The sequence below is a fragment of the Armatimonadota bacterium genome (assembly GCA_017303935.1).
In the GTDB taxonomy this organism is placed as follows: Bacteria; Armatimonadota; Fimbriimonadia; order Fimbriimonadales; family Fimbriimonadaceae; genus JAFLBD01.
This window is the reverse complement of the sequence record JAFLBD010000002.1, coordinates 901162-924378: the sequence shown is the minus strand read 5'-3', so window position 1 is coordinate 924378 and position 23217 is coordinate 901162. Positions and strand designations below refer to the sequence as shown.

The following is a 23217-nucleotide window of genomic DNA, read 5'->3' as shown; positions in this document are numbered from 1 at the left end:
CGCCGATGGACAACCATTTGCCACTAGCAATACAGGCTGAGCGCGCCGCAAAAATCTCTTTGTGCGTCACCAGCGTTGTCGTTGTGGTGAAGTTGCTCGCAGGATGGGCCACGGGTTCCGTCAGTGTACTGGCCGAAGCCACCCAATCGCTGGTGGACGTCCTGATTGCGTTTGGCGTCGTACAATCCGTTCGGTTTTCTGCCCGGCCTCCGGATGAGGACCACCCCTATGGTCATGGCCGCGCAGAAGTCTTGATGAGCGCATTCCAGATGGTGCTGATCATGGGATCGGCAGGCTTTATCGTCTCCCAAGCCATCGCGCGGCTAAAACATCCCGAACCGATTCAGGTGGATTGGGGACTTGCGGCGATGAGTTTTGCGGCGATCGCGAACTTCATCGTGAGCCGCTATTTGCTAGCGGTGAGCAAGAAAACCGGTTCGACCGCTTTGCTGGGTGAAGTGCAACATCTACAAGGCGATACGCTTAGCAGCCTAGGTGTGCTGCTGGGATTGATCTTGGTCCGACTCACCGGGATTCAACAGTTGGACCCGATCTGTGCCATCGCGCTCATGGTGCTCGTCGTTTTCCTCGCGATCAAGCAGCTTCGAGTGATTGTCCACCAGTTGATGGATGGCGCCCTCCCACCCGAAGAGCGCGAGATTTTGGTGAACACGCTGCAATCCCACCCGAATGTCAAAGGTTTCCATGCCATCCGATCGCGCACGGTGGGGAGCAATCGCTACATTGATCTGCATGTGCTCCTTGACGATAATTTGACCTTTGTGGAGGCTCACGACCTTGCTGAAGAGATCGAGGGTGAATTAGGCAATGCGCTAGGGCAAGCGACCGTCAGCGTGCATTTTGAGCCGTTTATGCACGAAATTGAACATCGAAAGAAGGCGCACGGCGACCTTCCCGTGATCAAGCCTTGATCCAAAACAAACTAGCCTCGGTCATTGAAACCGAGGCTAGTTCTAAATTCGAAGATTCCAGCAGAATTACTGGGCGTCTTTGAAGCCAGGAAGCTTGCGACCCTTGTAATACCCTTCTGGAGTGGCGTGGTGTCGCAGCTTGAACGCTTCCCCTCCCTGAGTCTTGTTAACATCGATCTCTGGGAGGACTGCGATGTAGTTTGTTCGGCGCTTTGCGGTGCGCTGGTGGCTATGACGTCGTTTTGGATTCGGCATGTTACTTCTTCTCCCGGAACAAGGTCACCTTTCGGAGATTCGGGTTGTACTTTTTGAGTTCAAGTCGCTCTGGTGTGTTCTGCTTGTTCTTGGTGGTCGTGTAATACGTTTTCGTATCTTCGGTACAAACGACCCGGATAATTTCGCGCTTTTCGCCTTTCTTCTTGGCCATGATTTCTTCCTGCTGTTACACCAGTCGTGTACGGTGGGATTGCCCCAAGATTATGTTCGATCTTTGCCGCTGTTTGCAAGCCCTAAATGATCGTGATGGTTTGAGCCTGGTTTTGTGCCCGCCGGTATACTAGATTTTGCTGTTGCCCGGGTGGCGGAATGGTAGACGCAGAGGACTTAAAATCCTTTGGTAGCAATACCGTGTGGGTTCGAGTCCCACCCTGGGCACCACCTCCACTTCGCACCATTTTTGCCTTTGGCGACTACTTTCGCCTTGAGGCCCGCTGTGACTGATTCCGCCGTAGCGGTCGAGGGCTATTTGCTTTTGACCTTACTCCTGCTCGCCGTAACGAGGCAACGCTCTACTCTGCATTCCTCCTCTCATTGGCTACCAATGGCCGCACTGAGGCAATGCCTTAAGGGCCGCAGCTTCTTCCCTTTTCCCAGCTATCGCCTCACCGAGGTTACGCCTTGAGGGCTGCACTTTTTTTCTTTTTGCCACCAATTGCCGCACCGAGTCAATGCCTTTAGGGCAACTCTGCCCTGCTCTTCTCGTTTCCCAGCTATTTCCTCACCTAGGCAAAGATTTGAGGCTACTCTTCTCTTCTCTTCTCACTTCCCAGCTATCGCCGCACCGAGGCGGAGCGGTGGACGCGAAGCGGACGGCGCGAGGGAGTGGCCTCGGGGAGGTGCGGCGAGCAAAGTCTCCACTTAAACCACTCAACCAATACCGGGACCATCCCCCGAATTTGGGTATCCTGTGGGTTCTCGGGGCGTGGCGCAGCTCGGTAGCGCGCTTATCTGGGGGGTAAGAGGTCATGGGTTCAAATCCCGTCGCCCCGACCATTCACCCCCTCAATAACCCTTGCCGCTACGGAACAATTTCAATTTCAGTCCCAGGAGCTAGGCGATTTATCTCCATTGTACGTGTTACTACGACGCTACCTCGACTATCTACGTAGGCGAATTGCTTGCTTCCCAAGTAGCAGAGAGGCAATTGTTCGCGATATTTCTTTACAACATTATCGAACTTCAGTGTTCCGACTTCTGCGAGCTTCCCGTCCTTAAAGCTGCGATACTGCCAAGTGAGAACTCCTTCCTGTGCAATCCAACAGCGATTGCGTTTGTCAGAACAAGACACCGGAATCCAGTCCCTTTGAGAATTTGGAAGTACCACTCTCTGACGCATTGGCATCGAATATTCGTGTGAGTTCGAAAACTCATGAACTCCGAGTACACCAACACCTGGAATAGTAGCTAAAGGTGCCCCAATCGGTGCGCTCTGTCGTTCAAAGGGCTTTAACTTCTGATCTCGAGAATTATTTGGGTAGAAGTAGGTGAGGCCACGCACGCTGCCGCTATCTTTTGCCTCCCCGAGTACAAAAATCAGCGTTCCGTCACTCAACGTAACTGCTTTCGCAAAAAATGGTGCGAAATTAGTGGGAAGTTCAAGACTACTGTCCAATGACTCCGCCAACTTGCCACTCTTAGAAAGGCGTCCCTTATGCAACACGCCGTTTTCATTCAACTCAAGCACGGATACTCCAGTTGGAGTGGGCAGCGCGTCGACAAGGATCCCACCTGCTGCCTTGTGGGTCCACTGTTCAATTGCACCAGATTTTCCTATGGAATAGAACTTGACCACGTTGGCTTGGCGGTCAATTATAGTTGCTTCATTACCGATGACACAGAGACCATATCGCTCCGGAATTGCCTGAGGTTGACCCAATATCAGTAAACAAATTCCAATAACACTCATTGACTGGATCTCCTGCCAGTTAACATTGCAGAAAGACTATCAATATTACCGTGGCCGCACCACTGCGGTTCTAGTTCTCCCCATCTCTTTCGTCCCAGAAGGCCGAAATTTGAAACTGGATATTCTCAAAATATCGCTTCGCGAATTCTCTGGAAGTCAGCCATGCCGCTTCCATGTTAACATCCAGATCAGAGGAAATTGGTTCCCATTCTTCAGAAACAATGTGATCGAAATTTCCTTCCAGATTCTTGGTCGCCAGTTCCAGATAGCTGCTCTTTAGACAATACGTCAACAGCAGGAGCTTCAATGCCCAATCTGCACCATTGAATGATTTCTCAATGACTGCTTCCGGAATCATCAGCCCTAATTCGACAGCGACCGCCATACAAATGAACTTCTTGTCTGCGTCTCGATAGTTCAAGCATGTCTGTGCGGCGAGGCTCGCGGATAGCGGACTATTTTCGGCTAGAGAATACAGCATCGAACAAAATGTGTAGTTATCATCCTCGCGCATCACAGCCTCAAACACGTGAGCTGCACTCCAAGGTGAGCGGATATCGCATACTATCAGGGCAATTGCTGCGCGCTCGGAAGCATCCTCGCTCTTCAGGCCTGACAAGCGCTTTAACACCTCGGAAGGGATGCGAGATTTTCTGCCAACTTCTCTATTCTTTGCCATTGTTTCCTCTTAGTTAGAGCCTTGAATTCGGATTACGCTCATTTAGCACGTTTGATTTTTCTGAGAACAGCCAAACAATGAAGTAATAGACTGCGTACTCTCCAACTCCGACTAATCCTGTGAAGAAGTAGGTGATTTCTCTACTATTCCCGGGCCCTAAATCGGCAACGGTCATACTCGCAGTTAACAAGCTCACGCAATGGAACAAGCTTGCAATAATGATTCCCATCTGGACCGCTGTGATCAGATGAACGGTGGATTTCTTGGTACCCGAGTAATCAGCCTTGAGGAGATACCGATAGAGGAAGAAATTCCCAATTGAGTACACGGTTAAACGAAAGAGAGTGGCTCTAAACGAAATTTCTTCGCCCTGACCAGGATGTCTGAGGAAGAAGCCACCAGTCAGGAAGAACAGTGCTACAAAGTTGAATACTAGACTCACCTTCAATAGGTACCGCCGTTGCTCGACCGAATAATAAAGCGATGGCCCGACAATCGGAGGTGGTTCGACGAATCGCTTGGTCACTTTAACGGGCGTTGAGTTTTCTTTGCCTTCCTCCATGAAACATTCCCGAGTAGTATTGTCGACAGTATATCAAAATTCCGATCACCCATGCATCAAGACTCTTCGTATTTATAATCAGAAAGAGCACTATCTGTGCGAATGTTGCGAGCAGGAGCGCGACCGGACCTTTGGAAATCTCCAATGATTTCATGGTGTTTTTAGCCGTCAATTGCACTTGTCAACCTGCACCAACCTCTGCAACTGAACTTCGGCATTCGAAGTAAGCGCTCAAACTTTATGCCTTGACGGATGTCTCATATACGCTCAAAGCTCGACCTCTGCATCCACAAGCTCCCTAAATCACGGGGCGTTAGCAGAACTGGAATTCGGGGCTGGCGAAGATGCCCATCGACACGCGCCGGGCGACTTGATTGGCGTTTTGCAGGGTCAGCCTTGAGCCGAGTTCTTGCTCAGCGACGGAGGTCAGCGATTCCATTTTGTCCCGCGACAGCACGACATCGTAGATCGAGCAGAGGCGTTTGACGATGCCCTCGGCAGTGGGGTCGTCTTGGAACAGCGGGTACGCCGCCAGCGGCATGAGCCCTGCGCGTTGAGCCGGATTTGCGCCGCCAAGAGGCTGCCCGGTGCGTGCACCAACCGGGAAAAGGCTGTCGGCCCATTTCATGCGGGCGATCATGGTGCCGGTGCTGATCCAAGATTCGCCGAAATCCCAGCCGGACACGTCGGGCGGATACATCAGCTCCATGCCCATGCTCTTTGTGCTGGAATGCGCCGCGATTGGCCCCGATAGAGCGCGCACCAATCCGCGATTGAGCCCGTTCTCTTCGTTCACATCGGGGTTCGCCTTGCCGTCGGCCATCAACTGCTTGATGATTCCGCCCGCGCCGAGTTGCCGCGCGGTGTCGATTGCAAAGTCAATCGGAGTTTTGATGAGCTTGCCAACGACTTCTGGCGCGAAGAACTCCTTCGAATTGATGATGGACCGGACCAGCACGGTGATTTCTAGCCCGGAATCGAAGAACTCCTTCGAAATTCGATCGATCGCGGCCTTGTTTGGGGTGCTGCTGACGAAGAACGCCCACGCCTTTTCGGTGAGATAGCGCGCGGTCTGCGGGTTTTTGCAGAGCATGTCGATCACCTCTTCTCCGTTGAAGTTTCCAGTCTTTCCAAAGATCGTTTTCTGACCGTCGTCGTGCAGTTTCGGGCTGAAAACAAAGCTGTCGAACGGTCGTGGAACATCGTCCCGCCGGTTCTGTCCGCGCTGGCTGTATCCCCATCCGGTAAATGCTCGCGCTGCTTCTTGGATGTCCTTTTCGGTGTAATGCCCGATGCCGAGGGTGAACAACTCCATGACTTCACGGGCGAAGTTCTCGTTCGGTTTTCCGACGACGTTGAGCTGGTTATCCAGCCAGAAGATCATCGCGGGGTCTTGAGAAACCGCGAGGAGCAGATCTCGGAAATTGCTCATCCCCATCGTGCGGAAGAGCTCGATCTGCTTGGCCATGGTAGCCGGATTGGTCACTTTTTCGGCACTGGTCGCGAAGTGATTGTGCCAAAACAGCACCATCTTTTCTTGCAGCGGCTTTTCGGTTGTCAGGAACCGCATGTACCAAAGCCCCTGCATCACGCGCAGGTTCACCGCGCCCTGCTTGTTGGCAAAATCTCGTGGGTTGATTTCGAGGCTGGGAGGGGTGATTGCGGCCTCGATCATGTATTCGACCGCGCCCTTGAAACCCTTAGGCTCGTAAAAGTCAAGCTCGGCTTCGCTGGCGCCCAAGCCGAATCGGCGAAGGACGTGCCTCAGTTTGCTTCGATCATCCGAGATTTGCATAACCGGAACGACGCTGGAAGTTTGCCGGTGTTCAGTGCGATTCGAGCAAGTCGGTGCCGACGTTCCAGGTCTTCCCTAGCCAGCTCGCGACGGTGGCTCCGACGGCTGTCATACCCGGTACATCGCCCAAGTTTCGAGGCGGAAGCCCGTTTGCGACGAGGCAAACCGGAACGTATTCGCGGGAGTGATCGGTGCTGGCATCAGTTGGGTCGTTGCCATGATCCGCGGTGATGATGAGCAGATCTTCGGGCTGTAGCATCGCCAAAATCTGACCCAGATAGCCATCAAACTGCTCTAAGCACTTGCCAAATCCGGCCGGGTCGTTTCGATGGCCATAGAGCATGTCGAAGTCTTCAAAATTGCAGAAAATGAATTCGGCGTCGCTAGCAATGGCGGTTTTGAGCATCTCAAAATGCTCCGGATTGCTTTGTGTTCGGTGGACTTCTCGGAATCCTCGTCCACCGAAAAGCTCGCTGATGACGCCGATCCCAAATACATTGCCGATTTCGTCGACGAGGTTATGCGGTGGAGCGAGTGGGAAGTCCTTTCGGCGTACCGTGCGCTTGAATTCTCCGGGCTTGTCACCTTCAAACGGCCTAGCGATCACCCGCGCGACGTGGTTTGGCGCGACCAAGATTTCTCTGGCAATCACACACATCTCGTGCAGTTTTTCGATCGGTACGACCGATTCGTGACACGCGATTTGGTAGACGCTGTCGGCGCTGGTGTACACGATCGGGAATCCAGTTTTGAGGTGTTCTTCGCCGAGCTCGTCCAAGATCGCGGTCCCACTCGCGGGTTTGTTTCCGACCGTTTTGGTGCCGATGCGACGCTCAAATTCGGCGATGATCTCTGCGGGGAATCCGTTCGGATAGGTTGGGAACGGGGTCTTCGTCAAAATTCCCATCATCTCCCAGTGGCCGGTGACGCTGTCTTTGCCCTTTGAGAGCTCTTGCAGACGACCGAATTGACCGAACTCCGACTGCTGGTCGATGCCACACGCTTCCAGGAATCCGATTTTGCGCAAGTTCGGCAAGTTGAGACCATTGCAGGCATTCCAGACATTCTTGATCGTAGAGACGCCTTGCGAATCACCAAAATCTGCAGCGTCGGGTGCCGCACCTGCTCCGCATCCATCCAGTACCAAAACGATCGCGCGACGTGCCATTTCGTCCCAGAGGATACTCAGTCTACGATCTGTGACGGGTGGATGGGAAGGAATTGGCTGCCGGGCAAATCGCGCCGGCGGATGACGCCGATGAGTTCAGATTTCGCATGAGCGAGCCGGACTCCGCGAGCCTGCTGCAAGGCCCATTGAATCATTTCATCGGGTGTAACGAGGTCCGGCTGAGTGATGTTTAGGCTAAGTTGAACCTGATTTCGCGAAGCAAGCGGAAATCCGAGCGCGCGCACTCCAGCGAAGCGGTCGTCTCCAGAATCGCGCGAGCGGCGAATGGCTTTTGCAATTCCCTTCACGACTTCGAGGTCATTGCCCTTGAAGTTGACGTTCATCGCGATAAGAAAATCGCGTTCACCGAGCACCGTCGCGCCGAGAAATCGATGCGCGGCGTTCGGGCCGAAATCCGGTTCAAGCGTTCGCGCGAGCAGCGATCCGAAGCCACCTTTTCTCAATGCTGGAAGATCACGCTGATGGACTCCATGCTCAGACTTCTCGTACAGAAAAATCGGCAATTCAAATCGGTCGGCGAGCTTTTTGGCAAACAATTCGATCTTGGATGCAAGCGGGTAAGCACCTGGCTCCAATACGATGAATGGGCAGACGTCCAAGGCTCCGATTCTGGGGTGAACGCCAATGTGCCGATTGAGGTCGATTCGCTCGAAGGCAGCTTCTGCCAACCTTTCCAGCCGCTCAAAGACGAGTTCTGGATCGCCGGAAAATGCGCTCACCGTTCGGTTGTGATCGAGGTCTGACTGCAAGAAGTGGACCTTCAAATCCCAGCCTGTGAGGAGGTCTTCAAAAATCCGCAACAAATCTTTGTCGCGCCCAAAGGACCAATTGGGCACGGTGAGCAATCGCATTTTTTTTGTTGCTCCGCTACAGCGCGGCGACGTTATAGCCGTTATCGATAAAGATGATCTGACCGGTGACGCCCTTGCTGAGGTCGCTCATCAGGTAAACCGCTGATCCTCCAACTTCTGCCTGACCGAACGGAGTTTGCAAAAGTCCGACTTCCATCACGTGATCGATCATTTTTGTGAGGTCCTTGACGCCTCGCGCGGCGACTGTGTTGATTGGTCCAGGTGAGAGAGTATTCACTCGGATATCACGCTTACCAAGGTCCGAAGCGAGGTACCGCACTGAGGATTCTAGTGCGGCTTTCGCGACGCCCATCACGTTGTAGTTCATCGCGGCGCGAGTTGAACCGAGATAAGAAAGTGCCATCACCGAACCTCCGTCATTGATCAATGGCTCCAAAACGCGGCAAAGACCGATCAGCGAATACGCCGAAATGTCCATTGCGATTTGAAATCCATTTCGCGAAGTTTCGATAAATCGTCCCTGAAGGTCTTCTTTTGGTGCGTAGGCAGCAGAGTGCACCACGAAGTCAATCGTGCCATATTCCTTCTTCACGGCTTCTGCCAATGCTTCAAGTTGGGCATCGTCTGTAAAGTCGACGACAAAGTTCTTATAGGCTGGATTATCGCCCGTGAGCTTCTCGACGGCCTCCAACAATCGATCATTTTGGGCACCAACACCCACTTTTGCACCGTGGGACACTGCAGCTTCTGCTATTGCCCAACCGATACTATTCTTATTGACCACGTTTAGGACGAGACCTTTCTTACCGTCAAGGAGCATGCAAAGGATTATGACCTTATCGGAGGATGAGTTTGATGCGTAGCATTGACGTTTCCCATCTTCTGACTGAGTCATTGCATAGCGCACCGAGACTATTTACTCAGGCGGAGTACCGTCTGGGGCTATTCTATTTAGCTCCACACCAAGAAGATCTCGAGCGATTTTTCTCCGCGCAAATCTCTAGCGCGATCGATCAAGCCAATAGCGTGATTTCGGTATTGCCGGAATCGGCGATGCGCACTTTGTTTGGAAACGAAGATCATCCGCTGCATCAAGGTCTCAACCGAGTGCTCAATGCGGGGCAATCGGACAAGCAGGATGGTGCGTGCCAGCGTCGAACGGCAGCGTTTGTTTCTGACCAGATCGACACCCTTGCCAGCGAAGCCACTCATCAAATCAAAGAACTTCGGCTCGCCAGCGTCCAGCGGCTGGACAGCATGCCTGAGAGAATCTTGAAGGCGCGCCAGTTCGGCGAACAAGCGATCCAACGTGCCATGGCGGAATCTGCCGCAGACAAAGAGCAGTGGATCAACGAGGCGCTGAGTCGCCTTAGCGAAGTGCTGGAGCAGCCGATCGGCCAGCGTGACGGATACACCTGGATGATGCAGGGCTATGTGAACATGATGCGGGAGAATTGCGCCGAAGCGGCGATCACCGCGTTCATTCAAGCCACCCTTCAGACCTCGAAGTATCGCGACGCAATTTTCATTGAGTCAAGTCGCTGTCTCGCGCATTTACAGTCCCAGCGCGGATTGCACGAAGCGGCGTACCAGACCATGCTCAAGGTCTACCAAACCGAAAAGACCCTTTCGACTTGTGCAGAAATGGTTCGGTATACGATCCTTTCGGATCACACGAGCGAGCTTCCGACCTTGCTGGATGAAGCGTTTGAGGCAAGCCCTCTATTAATTCTCAGCCTTCTTGGAGATGCCGAGCTAGCATCTCAAGCCGGAGATTGGTACAAGTCCGCAATTCGATTTGCCGATGTTCAGGTCCGTGAAGCAAAGCGAGACGTTGCGGAATGGCGCTCGTTGCTGGATCGAATTCAAAGCACAGGCGAACAGCACGGGGTTCACCTTGAACCGCCGTTGACCGTCACTGGGCCGCTGGCAGAATTGGAAGAGGCGGTGAATTCCAACGACGCTTTGGTGGCATGGTTCAGCCGCCAAGAGTGCAAGCGGCTATCGATGGATACACTTTCGATCTGCATCCGGCAAGCCAAAACCGAATCCGAATCTCACCAGATTCAGATCACGAATTCGTCGAAATCGCTTGAAGAATTGAAGGCTTGGCGCGATCACGAGATCAACATGTTGCGCTACACTCGCGAGACTACGGAGGCGATCAATCGCCAAGAAGTCGGCCTGACAACTTCGAGCGACCGAACCCAAGTCGGCTGTATGTTCGCATCGAGCATGGGCTGCGCCGGATTCGCGATTTATGCGATTCTGCTCACCTTCGTTTCGGGGATGGCGGGAGCTATTGGCCCGAGCAGTTCGTTGGGGCGGATTATCTTGCTGTCCATTAGCGTTCCGATTGCGCTAGGAATCATCTTCACGATCGTGGACGGGCTGCGGCGAATGGCCGCACAAAATGAGCTCAACAGGCGAAACTTGGTCGCAAAAATGCGATCCGATGAAGGGGTGGATCAGGTCAACGAACAGTACTCAGAGAAGTACAAGAGCATCCAAGCCCAAATGAACGAAGCCAAGAAGAACAAAGAGACTGCGGATTCGGTTGTTCACGCGCTTCAATCAATGACCAAGACTTCCGCCGAAGCCGCTTAGAATTCGGTACCCTCTACCTTGAAATGACACCCAAATGGGCATTGCCTTTGGCGGGCATCAACGTCGCACTTTCGATCGTGATCGGGGCCTTCGGCGCGCACAGCCTTCGCGAGAAAGTTCCTGCGGAATCGATGGTGATCTTTCACACCGGTGCCCAGTATCACCAGATTCAAGCCATTGGAGCATTACTGATTTTATTGCTTCTCGACCGGTGCTCCGTGCCGAAGCGGGCTTTCGCTGGATTTGCCTTGATTCTGGTCGGTTGTTTGCTTTTTTCAGGTTCACTGTATGCCTTGGCGGCAACTGGGACAAGAATGTTGGGAATGATCACACCGTTTGGAGGTGTTGCATTCATCACGGGATGGTTACTCGTCGCGTTTTCGGGGCTGGTCCCCACGGAGCAAGCATGAAGAAATTTGCAATTGCGTTGATCGGGCTCGGAATGATTTCGGGTTGTGCGCTTATGCGGAGTGAGGCCGGCGAACTGGCTCCACCGTTCCAAGGTCAAGCCCAAGACAAGCAAAACTATTCCATGCTGGATATCACGATGAATCGCCCTCTCGTGGTGTTGTTCACAAGTCCTGAAGGGGCCGTCGAAGCCAAGGCGATCAAGGCGACAGGAATCCTGCAATCCGCTCTCGGCGAGAAGTCTGCACAGGTTCTGATCGTCTCGCAAGTTAGTGTTGCGGAGTTTGATACCTGGAAGTCCAAGGTCGATTTGCCAGTGCCAACTATTGCGGATCCAGACCGCCGCACTTCGCAGGCGTACAAGGTTAAGCAGAGCCCGACCTGGGTCTACATCGGCAAGCGCGGGATCCTTCAGGGCCGATGGGAAGGCGTGAGTGCTCCGATGATGGGCGAGATCATTGCACGAGTCGCCACCGATAACGACATTACGGGCGCGAATTCTAGGGCCGAGTTCCCGGGCCTTGCCGCCGAGCCTGAACTTGGCGAGAAACTCGATTAGGGCACTTTATCGTTCCGGTCGTGGTTGAATTGAACCCGGATGTGGAATGAAAGTAGCATGGGGTTAGGGGCAGCATTCCGATGGATGCTGGCGGTTCTCGTGGTTGTCGCGGGCGCCGTCTTGGTGCGTTCGGAATTGTCTAAGTCTGCAGAAGTCAAACCAACGCTTCACCCTTCCCGGCTGTATGTCCTCGCCGAGAAAACCAATCCAGTGCGCGAGGAACCAATCGGATTGGCCAAGTTTGAACCCACGCGAGGTTGCTACTTGGGTGCCTACATTGACCTCGAATCCAACCTGAAGCAGATTTACAAGGATTCGAATCACGCTGATCGAAGACGTCCTGACGAGTTTGAGAAGTGGGTGGACAAACCCCATGCCATGTACTTCTTCTACCTCGGGTATGGCCGGCCTATTCCGCTCGATTGGTTGCGCTATCTCGCTTCGCAAAACAAGTTTGTTCACATCGCGTTGGAACCCAATGACGGCCTCGAAATGGTGAACGAGGATGAGTACCTCCTCCAACTCGCCAAGGACCTGCGGCTTAGTGGTACCAGAGTTTTCTTGCGATTTGCCAGCGAGATGAACGGGGATTGGGTGAAGTATCACGGCGATCCGACTCTGTACAAAGAAAAGTGGAGCTTGGTCACTCGAATCATGCGAGACAACGCGCCAAATGTCGCGATGGTTTGGTGTCCTTATGCGCTTCCCGTTCAGAACATCGAAGAGTATTATCCGGGCGACGATCAGGTCGATTGGGTTGGTGTGAACCTGTACAACGTGTCTTATTTCAATCAAGACCCGATGGCCCCTGCGAAAGACATTTCTCCGATGGACCTGTTGACTCCGGTCTATGAACGATATGCCGACCGCAAGCCGATCATGATCTGCGAGTACGCCACGACTCACTTCTCTGCCCTCGAGAACCGGTCGCTGGGCTATTTTGCAGCGAATAACATCTTGGACCTTTATAAGTCGCTTCGCACCGACTTTCCACGTGTGAAGGCGATCAACTACTTCAGTTCGAACAACTTGGCGCTAGCCCACCGCCGAAATAATAACTACTCACTGCTACACGATTCGAGAGTGCTAGAAGCGTATCGGCGGGCGATTCGAAACGATTACTTCCTCTCTGCACCGCAGGATTCAGGTTCAAAGGAGGGCCGCTATTCAGTCCGAGTTTCGAAAAGCTTGGAAATCTCTGAGAGGACCCGAATCAGCGTAGCGATTGACGCCAATGCAGACATCAGTTTCGTCAAGTTTGTATTTGACGGGAAGCCGCTGTTCAGCAGCGATTCTCAGCGCGACTGGGGCATGATGATCGATCCAAATTACTATGAGCCTGGCAATCATCTGCTGCGGGCAGAGGCCTACGATGAGTCCGGCAATCTGATGGCTAGCCAGCTGGTGAAGCTTCGCATCGTTCGAAAGTGACCTTGCCTATGCCAAAATAGGGCTTATGGCAAACAATTTGGGCGTTACACCCCGCGAGCAGGACTACTCCGCTTGGTACAACGACGTTGTCGAAAAGGCCGGGCTCGCCGAACACTCTGATGTTCGCGGTTGCATGGTGATCAAGCCGCATGGTTACGCCATCTGGGAGCACATGCAGCGTGGCTTGGATGACATGTTCAAGGCCACCGGGCATCAGAACGCTTATTTCCCCTTGTTTGTCCCGAAGTCATTCTTGAGCAAAGAAGCCGATCACGTCGAAGGATTTGCCAAAGAGTGTGCCGTGGTGACCCACTACCGATTGATGAACGATCCGAACGGTGGCGGTGTCATTGTGGACCCAACGGCCAAGCTGGAAGAGGAACTGATTATTCGTCCGACCAGCGAAACGATCATCTGGAACACATACCGAAACTGGATTCAAAGTTATCGCGACCTGCCGATTCTCGTTAACCAGTGGGCAAACGTGGTCCGATGGGAACGACGCACACGGCTCTTCTTGCGCACGGCGGAGTTCTTGTGGCAAGAAGGTCATACCGCGCACGAAACCTACGAGGAGGCCGAAGAAGAGGCGATGAAGATGCTCGGCGTGTACAAGACTTTCGCTGAAGAGTTCTTGGCCGTACCCGTCATTACCGGCGTTAAGTCGGAAGGCGAGAAGTTTGCCGGAGCCGATCACACGTACTGCATCGAGGCGTTGGTTCAAGATGGCCGTGCGATTCAAGCGGGCACATCGCACCACCTCGGGCAGAATTTTGCTAAGGCATTTGACGTCAAATTCCAGAGCCGAGACGGTAAGTTGGAATACGTTTACGCCACGAGCTGGGGCGTTTCGACACGGCTTATCGGCACGCTGATCATGGCGCATTCCGACGACAAGGGTTTGGTTCTTCCACCTCGCATCGCGCCAATTCAGGTTGTGATCGTACCGATCGGTAAGGACGCAGATCGACCGCGTGTCATGGAAGAAGCTAACCGGATCGCCGGAGAGCTCCGAGGCTTGCGCTGGAAGGACGAAAAGGTCCGGGTCCATGTGGACAACAGGGAGAACCTCTCACCTGGATTCAAATTCAATGATTGGGAGCTGAAAGGAGCGTGCATCCGCATCGAACTCGGTCCTCGAGATATCGACAATCAGGCTTGCCCTGTTTCGCGCCGAGATGCCGAAGGTAAAGAGTTTGTTGGCTTTGATCAGCTTGGCAACACGGTGCTCGACTACCTCGAATCCGCGCAGAACAATCTGCTCCAAATCGCAACCGAACGACGAGAAAAGATGACTCAGCGCGTGGACACATGGGACGAGTTCGCAAAGGTGTTCGAAGGCGAAGGCGGCAGCGGATTCGTGATCGCGCATTGGGACGGAACTCAGGAAACCGAAGACAAAATCGCTGAGATCACGAAGGCGACGATTCGGTGCATCCCGCTCCAGCCGCTCCATCCAGACGACGCTAAGCCAGGAACGTGCGTGTTTTCTGGCAAGCCGTCAAAGCAGCGCGTGATCTTCGCGAAGGCTTATTGAGACGCCTTCCAGTGCATCAAGCCCTGTGCGTTGATTTGAGCGTCTAGCTCATACATGGACCGGACCGAACTGGGGAGAAGCTGCAAAAGCTTCTCCCTAAGTTCATTTTCAGAATCGGAGTTTTGGCAGGCGTCCACAAATCCATCGATGCGCGTCAGCATTTGATCGCAGGCGCCTTCGACGTCGGTGAGAATTCCGAAGTGCGCGATGGCAGCGCAGCAAGCACCTAGATTTGCGAAGAGCCGAACAGATTCCTTTAGAGCATCCGGATCGAATTGGACCGGACTACTCGACGGGAAAACCGATTGGCCATCATAGGCCAATCCGAGCGTGTCACCCGGAAAGAGAACTCCCGATGCGGGTTCGAATAGCGAGTAATGATGTTTGGCGTGGCCCGGAGTATCGAAAATTTGAAATGTGCGATCCCCGAACCGAACCTCAGTGCTGAAATCGGCTTCGACTGCTTGTCGCTCTGGAACAGGTCGAACTTCGCCAAAGAACTTTGAGTAATTCTGTTCTCCCCAGACTGCCCGCGTGCCTTCGATGAGCCGACTCGGGTCAACCATATGCCGGACTCCTCGCGGATGAACGATGACCTTGGCGTTCGGGCATAGCTCTGCAAGACTTCCTGCGCCTCCAGCATGGTCGAGATGCACATGGGTCACAAAGATGGCGGTGACTGCCTCTGGTGAGCCGCCAAGAGCCTGGATGGAATCGATGATTCGAGATGCAGCTGGCGCCATCGCAGTATCGACGATAGCGAATTCACCGCCCGAGCGCAGGAGCGAAATGCCAATGTGCCCCGGCCCCATCATTTCGGAATCAAGGTAGAACGAGTCGGGTGCGAATTCCTGCAATTGTTGCACGGCTAAAAGAGGTCGCCTTGAGTGTCTGGTGCCGCTGTTTTCGGCTTCGGGATTCCCAGATGAGCATACGCCGAGGCGGTGACCATCCGGCCTCGTGGCGTCCGCTGCACAAATCCCATCTGCATCAAATACGGTTCATAAACGTCTTCGATGGTGCCGCTATCCTCGCCCGTGGAAGCCGCGATCGTCTCCAAACCCACTGGTCCGCCGTTGTACTTTTCGATCATCGTTTTGAGGATCATTCGGTCGACTTCGTCTAGTCCGCAGGAGTCCACTTCGAGCATTTTCAATGCGCGCTCGCATGAGGCGTGAGTGATCTCTACGAGACCCTCGACCTGAGCAAAGTCACGCACCCGTCGCAGCAAGCGGTTGGCGATTCTCGGTGTTCCCCGAGAACGCTTTGCGAGTTCCCGCGCTCCGTCGGGAGTGATTGAGTAGCCCAAGATTCCTGCTGATCGCGTGATGATCTCGAACAGCGCTTCAGAATCGTAAAACGCGAAATGCATCACGATCCCAAATCGATCGCGGAGTGGGCCGGTGAGCAAGCCTTGTCGGGTGGTCGCACCAATCACCGTGAATTGCGGTAGTTCGAGGCGGATCGAACGCGCGGCGGGTCCTTTGCCGATCATGATATCGACCTTTGAATCCTCCATTGCTGGATATAGAATTTCTTCGACCGGTCGCGAAAGTCGGTGGATTTCGTCGATGAACAGGACCGCCCCAGGTTCGAGGTTGGTGAGAATCCCTACAAGATCGCCCGGACGCTCGATAGCGGGTCCGCTGGTGACGTGGATGAGCGTGTTCATCTCCGCAGCGACGATGTGAGCAAGGGTCGTCTTTCCTAGACCGGGCGGACCGTAAAGTAAGAGGTGATCCAGCGGCTCCTGGCGAACTTGAGCCGCCTTGAGAAAGATCGCGAGATTTTCCTTCAGCTTTGTTTGGCCGATGAACTCTGAAAGCCGCTTTGGACGAAGCGACAAATCTGGCGCCCGGTCAACGACGTGTTGAAACGGATCGAGTTCCTTGTTATCGCGGCCGTGTGACATGGTGGTTTACTTCGTCAGCCCTCGCAAGGCGATGCGTAATCTTTCACTGAGGTCCCCTTCGCTCGGCAAGACTTGTGAGGCAGCAGCTTCGGCCTCGGCGCGGCGATACCCAAGTGACATCAGTGCTTCAACCAGATCGTCCTCGGCCGCAACCACCGCCTTGCCGCTCGTCGAAACGCCAACGAGTTTTCGCTCGAATCCGACCTGCCGAACTTTGTCTTTGAGTTCGAGAATGATCCGTTCTGCAAGCCTCGGCCCCACTCCGGTGGCTTTGGCCAGAGCCTTTGCGTCTTCTGTGGCGATCGATTCGAATGCCGATTCTGCTCCGAGATCGCTGATCACTTGCAAGGAGATTTTCGGACCGCAGCCCTTAACATCCGAGAGTAGATCGAATAGTTTTCGATCCCCTTCCGAAAGAAATCCGACGAGAAACAAGGCGTCTTCTCGCACGATTTGACGCGTGTAAATATTCGTGCTGTTTCCGATTGGTGGCAGCGCATGCAGAGCCGATTCGGGCAACAACACTTCGTAGCCGACGCCACCACAAAGGATGACCGCCCGGCCCCCGCCGACCTCAAGGAGTTCACCCATGAGCCTGGAAATCATGGCTTAGCGCTTGACCTCTTGCGCACGGAGTTGGAATCCGAGCCGAACTTCGTAGGCACGGGGCCAAGGTAGATCGACGCTGACCGCATCGATCCCGTCGAGCACATATTGGCGAGTACCCGCAAAGAAAGTCCTGCCGAGGAATTGTTGAGTAAAAACTCGGTTCAGTCGCTGTGAGAGATCTTGTTGGACCAGTCGGTTGACGGATTCAAATCGCTCTCCATACGTCTCTTCTCGGGTTGCGGGCGGGTTGTTGTCGATGAATTCGTAGGCCATCGGGCGCGTGAACCGGTGGTACTCAAAGTCGTTCACGAGCCGGTGCAACAAAAATGCTCTCTGGTTTAGTTCGCGCTGAAGCGGATCGACGGGTAATCGCCTTGCTGCCAGGTAGACATTCGCCATCGGAATGGTGGTTCCGATCGTGTTCCCCGCCGTGTTCCAGCCTGCGTATCCAATCAATTTCATGGCCCGGTCGCCTTGGGTGAGTGCGTCAAAAAGGTTCGGATCGCCGGTGCCAGTCTTGCCAAGATTGACGTCGGCCACCGCCACTGGGAATCCCATTTCGAGTTCTTCGCCTAGGTTCCCGGAGAAAGTGGCAAAGCTGGATTGACTCGGGTTTGGAGTGTTGATGTACAGCGAATAATCTGAATCCTCGACGGATTTGGCGATCTCGCCGCCACTCGCGATGATCTGCTCATTCACAGACTCTTTGAGTGGACGGATTTCGTAGGTCGGAGTAAGTTCGGCCCCTTGGTTATCCGTGTAGACCACACGAACGCGTGGTTTCCACCCAATCGTCGAAAGGATCGCTCGGCTCACCAAAACGTTCGCGTGCTGATCAATTCCTTCGCAAAAATAGATGCGATCCAAGGAATTCGGATCGTTGTTGAAAGATCGCAGCTTTTGTTGCTCGGCGATCTGCGGACCTTCGGGCTGTGCATCGTCCTGCCCGAGCACCAAAAAGTCAAAACTCCCTGCCTTCGTCCGGTTCATCAAGTAGGTTTGGAATTCAAAGTTTCGTGCCCGAACAGCGTCAAAGTCGGCAAGAATCTTCTCGGGCAACCGTGAGGAGTTTGTGAAAAACGGCACGAAGTTCTCCCACATCGGCCGCTTCAAGAATCTCTCGCGGGAGATGACCGTTCGAACGAGGTTCTCGCGCCAGGGCCTGTTCTCTGTCGTCGCGGTCGGGGCGAGCCGCATCAAACTGCTGAAGACGAAGCACTTTGTTTGTGGGAAACGACTACGAATCTCTTCAAACCGAGCAGCTCGCGACTTAGCTGATTCCAAAGAAGTCGTACCGGTTCTTGAAGCGATCAACCCTCCGTAGGCGATCATGTCTGCGCTAGCAACGATTGCGGAATATTGTCGCAGATCTTGTGATTCCAACCAGTCCAGGAGTGCGTCCGGTGAACCCGGATTCAAGAAACGACCCAACAAAAATGCTGGAGGAGTTTGCACTCGGACATCGGCTATAGCGCCGATCATGGCCGGAAATTGTCCTGTCGCTGGACGATCGTCGATAGGGATCAACAGGATTTTTTTGTAGTTGCCAATCGAGCCATCGGGTGGATAACTTGTGGAAAAGGATGTGGAAGCGTGGGAAACACTGCTGGCGATGATGAGTAGTGCTCCACACAGTCCCTTGCGCATACGAAATACGATACCCGCTGGCATCAAAATCGAACTCCAAATCGCGCAATTTGTTCGTCCTTTTCAGCATGTCAACTTCGCTCGTGCGCGCAAAAGAGACTCTGGTGTTTCAGGGTCCGCTGGGATTGACTGCCCCGCCCGAGATCGCGATCGAATGCGAAGCGTACACCGGAAGTTTGGGCGCGTTGGTGCGCTGTGTCCTACACCAAAAAGTCGACCTGTACGACATCCCAATGTTGCCGATCTGCCAGGCGTACGCCGAGTACGTAATGGGCAGCGATTCCGAGGACTTGGAAGGTGCGACTACCGCTTTAATTGCCATTGCCTACCTCGTTGAGCGGAAGGCACATCGCCTTTTGCCGGTGCCAGAACCTGAAGAGCTCGAAGATGAATTACACGTTTACGACGGCCCAGGGATTCTCGATTTCCAAACCGCGCTCAAATCGTTGAGCCTTTCATTTGAAGATCGGCAAGAGCTGTTTTTCCGGAGCGCGGGCGAGCCGAATTACGAAATTCCGTTCGAAATCAAAGGCGTCAACGGAAACGATCTAGCTCGAGCGTTGGAAGCTCTCCTAGAACGCGCCACACAGCAACCCGAAGTGTTCTTGAGCAGACCTCGACGGTCGCTAGCCGAAATGATGCAGGTGGTCGAGAGATGCCTTTCGCAAGACCAGCGATCACTGGTCGACCTCGTCGAAGGGGAGTACACGCGAGTTGAGGCTTTATGGTGGTTCCTCGCTTTGCTGGAGCTGATCCGACTCGGCACTGCAGGAGTATCGGTGCTGGAGAATGGCGAGGTCCGGTTCTATTTGATGGCGGTGGCGGCATGAACCTCTCGAATCAGATCGAAGCCATTCTGTTCGTCGCTGACTCTCCAGTACCCGCTGCAGAGCTCGCAAAACTACTCGATGTTGAAGAGACTGTCGTGCGCGATGAACTGCGAAAAATCGCACAAGTATGCTCCGAGAATCGCGGGATTCAGCTGATGCAAATCGCTGGAGGATTCCAGTTCAGCACCAAGCCCGAAATGGCGGAAATTGTGGCTCGGTTCCTACGTCCAGCCCGGCAGAAGCTCACCCGCAGTCAACTCGAAACTCTGGCGATTGTCGCTTACCGACAGCCAGTCACGATGGCCGAAATTGAGGCTGTTCGTGGAGTGCAAAGCGACCACACGGTCCGAGCACTCCTAGACCGGAGAATGGTGAAAGAAGTCGGCAGAAAGCAAACCCCAGGGCGACCCTTGCTATACGGTACGTCCGAACAGTTTTTGCATCAGTTCAAGCTCAACGATTTGAGCGAACTCCCCCAAATCGACTTTGATTCGATCGAAACGCAGCCAGAATCCGAACCGGTAGAATCGTCTGAGTTCGTTCAGTCATGAAGTTCCCTGCTGCCATTCTCGCTTTCTTTTTCTTCGGTTCATGCTTCGCGCAGGCGCCGACGGTGCAGGGCAAAAGCGCGATCATCATCGACGCAGCCACGGGCAAAGTGCTTTGGGAAAAGGATGCTGATGTGCCGCGGTATCCAGCAAGCACTACAAAGATCATGACGGCGTTGCTGACTTTGGAAAGCAAGGACCTGTTCGATCTTCTGAAAGCGCCGGCAAGCGTGACTTCGGTCGAGGGTTCGAGCCTTCATCTCAGGCCCGGCGAGGAAATTTCGGTTGAAGACGCGGTTTACGCAATGATTCTCCGGAGCGCAAATGACGTTTGCTACACCGCGGCGGTGCGTCTAGCAGGTTCAGTCAGCGCATTTTCCGATCGGATGAACGAGCGCGCCAAGGAGATTGGATGCACTGGAACGCACTTTCACAATCCCCACGGACTCCCCGATAAGGAGCACGTGACCACCGCACACGACCTCGCCCGAATTGCGCGAGTTGCGATGAAGAATCCGATGTTTCGCGAAGTCGCCAAAACCAGGCAGCGCGTGATCCAAAGGTCAATCAATCAAGAAGATACTTTCTTAGAGACGCGCAACAAGTGGTTGCTCAAAGACCCAACCGCGGATGGGATCAAGACTGGCTTTACAAACGATGCTGGTCACTGCTACGTGGGTAGCGCAGTGCGCAATGGGTTCCGTGTTATCACCGTGATCATGAATTCGCCGGATACCCAAGTCGATCAGGATGCGATGCTGAAGTGGTCGTTCTCAAACTACGAAGTCGGACTCTCCGCCCGGCCCGGCGAACTCCTTTGCGAGGTACCGATCACCGGCGGAACGGTTCCCACTTTGGGGCTCGCCCCATTGGTCGATACGCAGTTATTGAGCAAGGTTGGCACCAAGCCGAAGTTCACCTTCCGGCTCGAGAACCGCGCGGTAGCACCGATCAAGGCTGGGCAAAAGCTGGGTTATGCGGTTGCCGATGACGGCACGGGATTTCAGGTCCGAGTCCCGGTAGTCGCGCTAGAAAGTGTGGATGTAAAGCCACAAATGTTCAACTTTGAAGGTCGAATTCCGGCCTTTGCGTGGTACGCTCTTGGAGCGGCAGTCGCTGGTGGCGCACTGCTCTACAAAAAGCGTACGAGGATCTATTGAGAAAACCAAATAACGGCGACTTTTCCAACCGAGGAAAGTCTGCAGGCCCGCGTCGGGGTGACGCTGGCCCTTCGAAATCATTTCGACCCAACTCCAGCGGACCGAGCAGGCCCGCACGACCAGGCTTTGGACGACCACCAAGTCGATCTGCCAAGCACCTTTTTAACGAAGTTCAAGGGATCAACCATGCCGATCCATCGGCGTCGAGATATGATCGTCCTCGACCGGACCGTGAGCGACGCGAACGCAGCTTTTCTGACCGACCAGTGCGAGTTGAGCTTGAGCGACTGCACAAATATCTCGCTAGATGCGGCGTTGCAAGTCGCCGATCTGCCGAAGCACTCATTTCAGAGGGCCGAGTTGAGGTCAATGACCAACTCGTCACCACGCAGGGCCACAAGCTTGACCCCGAATCCGATATCGTCAAGGTAGACGGATTTCCGGTTCAACCTGAGCGCCTTCTGTACTACTTGGTCAACAAGCCAAAGGGCGTCGTGACCACACTCAGCGACCCCCGAAAGCGGTCGACAATCGTCAATTATCTTCCTGATGTGGGCGTTATGCTTCGCCCTGTTGGAAGGCTCGATATGGACACCGAAGGGCTCTTGATCTGTACAAACGACGGGAACCTGGCAGATCGATTGACTCACCCGAAATTCGGTGTCGAAAAAGAGTACGACGTGATCGTCAAGGGCGAGGTCCAAGAAAAGTCGGTGAAGCGGCTCCGAGAAGGGGTTTGCATCATGGGGCGGTGGACTTCCGAAGCTCATGTCGAATTGTTGAATTACGAACGGCGCACGGATACCACCAAGCTCAAAATGGTGATCCACGAAGGCCGGAACCGTCAGATCCGGTTGATGTGCGACGCCGTGGGTCACCCAGTCGAAGAACTCACCCGGGTTCGAATTGGGCACCTATTGATCAAGGGCCTGGCTTCTGGACAAGCACGCCGGCTCGGAGTCGCTGAGATTAACCAACTGCTCGAAATGAGTGGACCGGACGTTCAGCGCAGCTATGCACGGCCACGACCTGAAGACCGACGCCGGACGATGGAGCGCGAACGCGAGCGAGGAGAACGGACGTTTGGCGATGGTGAAGAGCGACCACAACGCTCGTTTGGGGACCGAGAAGATCGTCCTCGACGAGAATTTGGAGATCGACCACAGCGCTCATTCGGAGACCGAGAAGATCGACCACGACGAGACTTTGGAGATCGACCTCAACGCTCGTTTGGTGACCGAGAAGATCGCCCACGACGAGACTTTGGTGATCGACCACAACGCTCGTTTGGAGACCGAGAAGATCGTCCACGACGAGACTTTGGTGATCGACCTCAACGTTCGTACGGAGACCGAGAAGATCGTCCACGACGAGATTTTGGAGATCGACCACAGCGCTCGTTTGGTGATCGAGAAGATCGTCCACGGCGAGACTCTGGTGATCGACCGCAACGGCCATACGGTGACAGGCCACAGCGTCCGAACGGAGACCGCCCGCAACGACCTTATGGAAACCGCGACGATCGACCAAAGCGAGACTTTGGAGATCGGCCGCAACGACCATACGGTGACAGGCCACAGCGACCGAGCGGCGATCGCCCTCAGCGACCTTACGGTAATCGGGACGATCGACCAAAGCGAGACTTTGGAGATCGGCCGCAACGACCATACGGTGACAGGCCACAGCGTCCAAGCGGAGATCGCCCTCAGCGGCCTTATGGCAACCGGGACGACCGTCCCAAGAAGCCTTATGGCTCGGGTGGTAGTTCAAGACCGAACCGGCCCTACCGACCAAAAGACTAATTCAAAAATAATG

Annotated in this window: 23 protein-coding genes and 2 tRNA genes; 12 read left to right on the top strand and 13 right to left on the bottom strand. The window is 54.1% G+C overall.

Translation table 11 applies throughout. The annotated features are described in order from the left end of the window. Nucleotides 1-17: 17 nt before the first annotated feature. Nucleotides 18-932, top strand: a complete 915-nt coding sequence (locus tag J0L72_08960; GenBank protein MBN8690903.1) for a cation transporter — start codon at nt 18-20, stop codon at nt 930-932. Between the two features lie 66 nt (nt 933-998). On the opposite strand, the gene rpmF is transcribed toward J0L72_08960, so the two are convergent. Together rpmF and rpmG are read right to left on the bottom strand one after the other, a co-directional pair. Then, a complete protein-coding gene (gene rpmF / locus J0L72_08955) occupies nt 999-1187 on the bottom strand; it encodes a 50S ribosomal protein L32 (protein ID MBN8690902.1) in 189 nt (62 codons plus the stop codon). A 1-nt stretch (nt 1188) separates the two neighbouring features. After that, complete coding sequence (gene rpmG, locus J0L72_08950) at nt 1189-1359, bottom strand: 50S ribosomal protein L33 (GenBank protein MBN8690901.1); 171 nt, start codon at nt 1357-1359, stop codon at nt 1189-1191. Nucleotides 1360-1503: 144 nt separating this feature from the next. On the opposite strand from rpmG, the gene J0L72_08945 reads away from it, so the two are divergent. Both J0L72_08945 and J0L72_08940 read left to right on the top strand, forming a co-directional pair. Beyond that, a tRNA-Leu gene (locus J0L72_08945) sits at nt 1504-1589 on the top strand. A 538-nt stretch (nt 1590-2127) separates the two neighbouring features. Beyond that, nucleotides 2128-2204, top strand: a tRNA-Pro gene (locus J0L72_08940). A 25-nt stretch (nt 2205-2229) separates the two neighbouring features. On the opposite strand, the gene J0L72_08935 is transcribed toward J0L72_08940, so the two are convergent. From J0L72_08935 to J0L72_08905, 7 genes are all read right to left on the bottom strand, one after another. Next, on the bottom strand, nt 2230-3117 hold the full coding sequence (locus J0L72_08935; GenBank protein MBN8690900.1) for a hypothetical protein: 888 nt from the start codon (nt 3115-3117) through the stop codon (nt 2230-2232). A gap of 70 nt (nt 3118-3187) precedes the next feature. Further along, nucleotides 3188-3796: a hypothetical protein gene (locus J0L72_08930; protein ID MBN8690899.1), complete on the bottom strand. Its 609-nt coding sequence runs from the start codon at nt 3794-3796 to the stop codon at nt 3188-3190. Nucleotides 3797-3809: 13 nt separating this feature from the next. Continuing rightward, entirely contained in the window at nt 3810-4358 is a 549-nt protein-coding gene (locus J0L72_08925; GenBank protein ID MBN8690898.1) for a hypothetical protein, read from the bottom strand. Between the two features lie 313 nt (nt 4359-4671). Next, the gene (locus J0L72_08920) at nt 4672-6153 is read right to left on the bottom strand and encodes a DUF1800 domain-containing protein (protein MBN8690897.1); all 1482 of its coding nucleotides are present in this window, start codon (nt 6151-6153) and stop codon (nt 4672-4674) included. Between the two features lie 31 nt (nt 6154-6184). Beyond that, entirely contained in the window at nt 6185-7321 is a 1137-nt protein-coding gene (locus tag J0L72_08915) for a phosphopentomutase (GenBank protein ID MBN8690896.1), read from the bottom strand. 17 nt (nt 7322-7338) lie between these two features. Then, the gene (locus tag J0L72_08910) at nt 7339-8193 is read right to left on the bottom strand and encodes a hypothetical protein (GenBank protein MBN8690895.1); all 855 of its coding nucleotides are present in this window, start codon (nt 8191-8193) and stop codon (nt 7339-7341) included. Between the two features lie 16 nt (nt 8194-8209). Next, a complete protein-coding gene (locus tag J0L72_08905; protein MBN8690894.1) occupies nt 8210-8974 on the bottom strand; it encodes an enoyl-ACP reductase in 765 nt (254 codons plus the stop codon). 35 nt (nt 8975-9009) lie between these two features. Between J0L72_08905 and J0L72_08900 the strand changes: the two genes are divergently transcribed. Genes J0L72_08900 through J0L72_08880 form a run of 5 tightly spaced genes read left to right on the top strand, consistent with a single transcriptional unit; the run spans nt 9010 to nt 14696 of the window. Next, entirely contained in the window at nt 9010-10761 is a 1752-nt protein-coding gene (locus J0L72_08900; GenBank protein MBN8690893.1) for a hypothetical protein, read from the top strand. A gap of 23 nt (nt 10762-10784) precedes the next feature. Continuing rightward, nucleotides 10785-11171, top strand: coding sequence for a DUF423 domain-containing protein (locus J0L72_08895; GenBank protein MBN8690892.1), 387 nt, complete (start codon nt 10785-10787; stop codon nt 11169-11171). After that, a complete protein-coding gene (locus J0L72_08890; GenBank protein MBN8690891.1) occupies nt 11168-11728 on the top strand; it encodes a redoxin domain-containing protein in 561 nt (186 codons plus the stop codon). Before J0L72_08895 ends, J0L72_08890 begins: the two co-directional genes overlap by 4 nt. A 39-nt stretch (nt 11729-11767) precedes the next feature. Beyond that, on the top strand, nt 11768-13159 hold the full coding sequence (locus J0L72_08885; protein ID MBN8690890.1) for a hypothetical protein: 1392 nt from the start codon (nt 11768-11770) through the stop codon (nt 13157-13159). Nucleotides 13160-13184: 25 nt separating this feature from the next. Further along, the gene (locus J0L72_08880; GenBank protein MBN8690889.1) at nt 13185-14696 is read left to right on the top strand and encodes a proline--tRNA ligase; all 1512 of its coding nucleotides are present in this window, start codon (nt 13185-13187) and stop codon (nt 14694-14696) included. Here the strand turns inward: J0L72_08880 and J0L72_08875 are convergent. The 4 genes from J0L72_08875 to J0L72_08860 are packed head-to-tail and all read right to left on the bottom strand — an operon-like array spanning nt 14690 to nt 18864. After that, a complete protein-coding gene (locus J0L72_08875) occupies nt 14690-15553 on the bottom strand; it encodes an MBL fold metallo-hydrolase (GenBank protein MBN8690888.1) in 864 nt (287 codons plus the stop codon). The two genes, J0L72_08880 and J0L72_08875, sit on opposite strands and share 7 nt — an antisense overlap. Nucleotides 15554-15564: 11 nt before the next feature. After that, complete coding sequence (gene ruvB / locus J0L72_08870; GenBank protein ID MBN8690887.1) at nt 15565-16608, bottom strand: Holliday junction branch migration DNA helicase RuvB; 1044 nt, start codon at nt 16606-16608, stop codon at nt 15565-15567. Nucleotides 16609-16614: 6 nt separating this feature from the next. Further along, nucleotides 16615-17214 carry a Holliday junction branch migration protein RuvA gene (gene ruvA, locus J0L72_08865; protein MBN8690886.1) on the bottom strand — a complete coding sequence of 200 codons (600 nt, stop codon included), beginning with the start codon at nt 17212-17214 and terminating at the stop codon, nt 16615-16617. 3 nt (nt 17215-17217) lie between these two features. Continuing rightward, the gene (locus J0L72_08860) at nt 17218-18864 is read right to left on the bottom strand and encodes a DUF4127 family protein (protein ID MBN8690885.1); all 1647 of its coding nucleotides are present in this window, start codon (nt 18862-18864) and stop codon (nt 17218-17220) included. 68 nt (nt 18865-18932) lie between these two features. Here J0L72_08860 and J0L72_08855 point away from each other — a divergent pair, with 68 nt between their 5' ends. From J0L72_08855 to J0L72_08840, 4 genes are read left to right on the top strand one after another with little or no spacing between them, the layout of a single operon-like run. After that, nucleotides 18933-19694 carry a segregation/condensation protein A gene (locus tag J0L72_08855; protein MBN8690884.1) on the top strand — a complete coding sequence of 254 codons (762 nt, stop codon included), beginning with the start codon at nt 18933-18935 and terminating at the stop codon, nt 19692-19694. Then, complete coding sequence (gene scpB, locus J0L72_08850) at nt 19691-20245, top strand: SMC-Scp complex subunit ScpB (GenBank protein ID MBN8690883.1); 555 nt, start codon at nt 19691-19693, stop codon at nt 20243-20245. Before J0L72_08855 ends, scpB begins: the two co-directional genes overlap by 4 nt. Then, entirely contained in the window at nt 20242-21402 is a 1161-nt protein-coding gene (locus J0L72_08845; GenBank protein ID MBN8690882.1) for a D-alanyl-D-alanine carboxypeptidase, read from the top strand. Before scpB ends, J0L72_08845 begins: the two co-directional genes overlap by 4 nt. Then, the gene (locus J0L72_08840; protein ID MBN8690881.1) at nt 21399-23204 is read left to right on the top strand and encodes a pseudouridine synthase; all 1806 of its coding nucleotides are present in this window, start codon (nt 21399-21401) and stop codon (nt 23202-23204) included. Before J0L72_08845 ends, J0L72_08840 begins: the two co-directional genes overlap by 4 nt. Nucleotides 23205-23217 lie beyond the last annotated feature (13 nt).

Bases quoted from the DNA above. Each gene is read 5' to 3' on its own strand.
- J0L72_08915 (MBN8690896.1), bottom strand. From the start codon at position 7,321: ATGGCACGTCGCGCGATCGTTTTGGTACTGGATGGATGCGGAGCAGGT.
- ruvB (MBN8690887.1), bottom strand. From the start codon at position 16,608: ATGTCACACGGCCGCGATAACAAGGAACTCGATCCGTTTCAACACGTC.
- J0L72_08930 (MBN8690899.1), bottom strand. From the start codon at position 3,796: ATGGCAAAGAATAGAGAAGTTGGCAGAAAATCTCGCATCCCTTCCGAG.
- J0L72_08935 (MBN8690900.1), bottom strand. From the start codon at position 3,117: ATGAGTGTTATTGGAATTTGTTTACTGATATTGGGTCAACCTCAGGCA.
- scpB (MBN8690883.1), top strand. From the start codon at position 19,691: ATGAACCTCTCGAATCAGATCGAAGCCATTCTGTTCGTCGCTGACTCT.
- J0L72_08860 (MBN8690885.1), bottom strand. From the start codon at position 18,864: ATGCGCAAGGGACTGTGTGGAGCACTACTCATCATCGCCAGCAGTGTT.
- J0L72_08900 (MBN8690893.1), top strand. From the start codon at position 9,010: ATGCGTAGCATTGACGTTTCCCATCTTCTGACTGAGTCATTGCATAGC.
- J0L72_08890 (MBN8690891.1), top strand. From the start codon at position 11,168: ATGAAGAAATTTGCAATTGCGTTGATCGGGCTCGGAATGATTTCGGGT.
- ruvA (MBN8690886.1), bottom strand. From the start codon at position 17,214: ATGATTTCCAGGCTCATGGGTGAACTCCTTGAGGTCGGCGGGGGCCGG.
- J0L72_08845 (MBN8690882.1), top strand. From the start codon at position 20,242: ATGAAGTTCCCTGCTGCCATTCTCGCTTTCTTTTTCTTCGGTTCATGC.
- rpmF (MBN8690902.1), bottom strand. From the start codon at position 1,187: ATGCCGAATCCAAAACGACGTCATAGCCACCAGCGCACCGCAAAGCGC.
- J0L72_08855 (MBN8690884.1), top strand. From the start codon at position 18,933: ATGTCAACTTCGCTCGTGCGCGCAAAAGAGACTCTGGTGTTTCAGGGT.
- J0L72_08920 (MBN8690897.1), bottom strand. From the start codon at position 6,153: ATGCAAATCTCGGATGATCGAAGCAAACTGAGGCACGTCCTTCGCCGA.
- J0L72_08880 (MBN8690889.1), top strand. From the start codon at position 13,185: ATGGCAAACAATTTGGGCGTTACACCCCGCGAGCAGGACTACTCCGCT.
- J0L72_08885 (MBN8690890.1), top strand. From the start codon at position 11,768: ATGTGGAATGAAAGTAGCATGGGGTTAGGGGCAGCATTCCGATGGATG.
- rpmG (MBN8690901.1), bottom strand. From the start codon at position 1,359: ATGGCCAAGAAGAAAGGCGAAAAGCGCGAAATTATCCGGGTCGTTTGT.
- J0L72_08925 (MBN8690898.1), bottom strand. From the start codon at position 4,358: ATGGAGGAAGGCAAAGAAAACTCAACGCCCGTTAAAGTGACCAAGCGA.
- J0L72_08905 (MBN8690894.1), bottom strand. From the start codon at position 8,974: ATGCTCCTTGACGGTAAGAAAGGTCTCGTCCTAAACGTGGTCAATAAG.
- J0L72_08895 (MBN8690892.1), top strand. From the start codon at position 10,785: ATGACACCCAAATGGGCATTGCCTTTGGCGGGCATCAACGTCGCACTT.
- J0L72_08910 (MBN8690895.1), bottom strand. From the start codon at position 8,193: ATGCGATTGCTCACCGTGCCCAATTGGTCCTTTGGGCGCGACAAAGAT.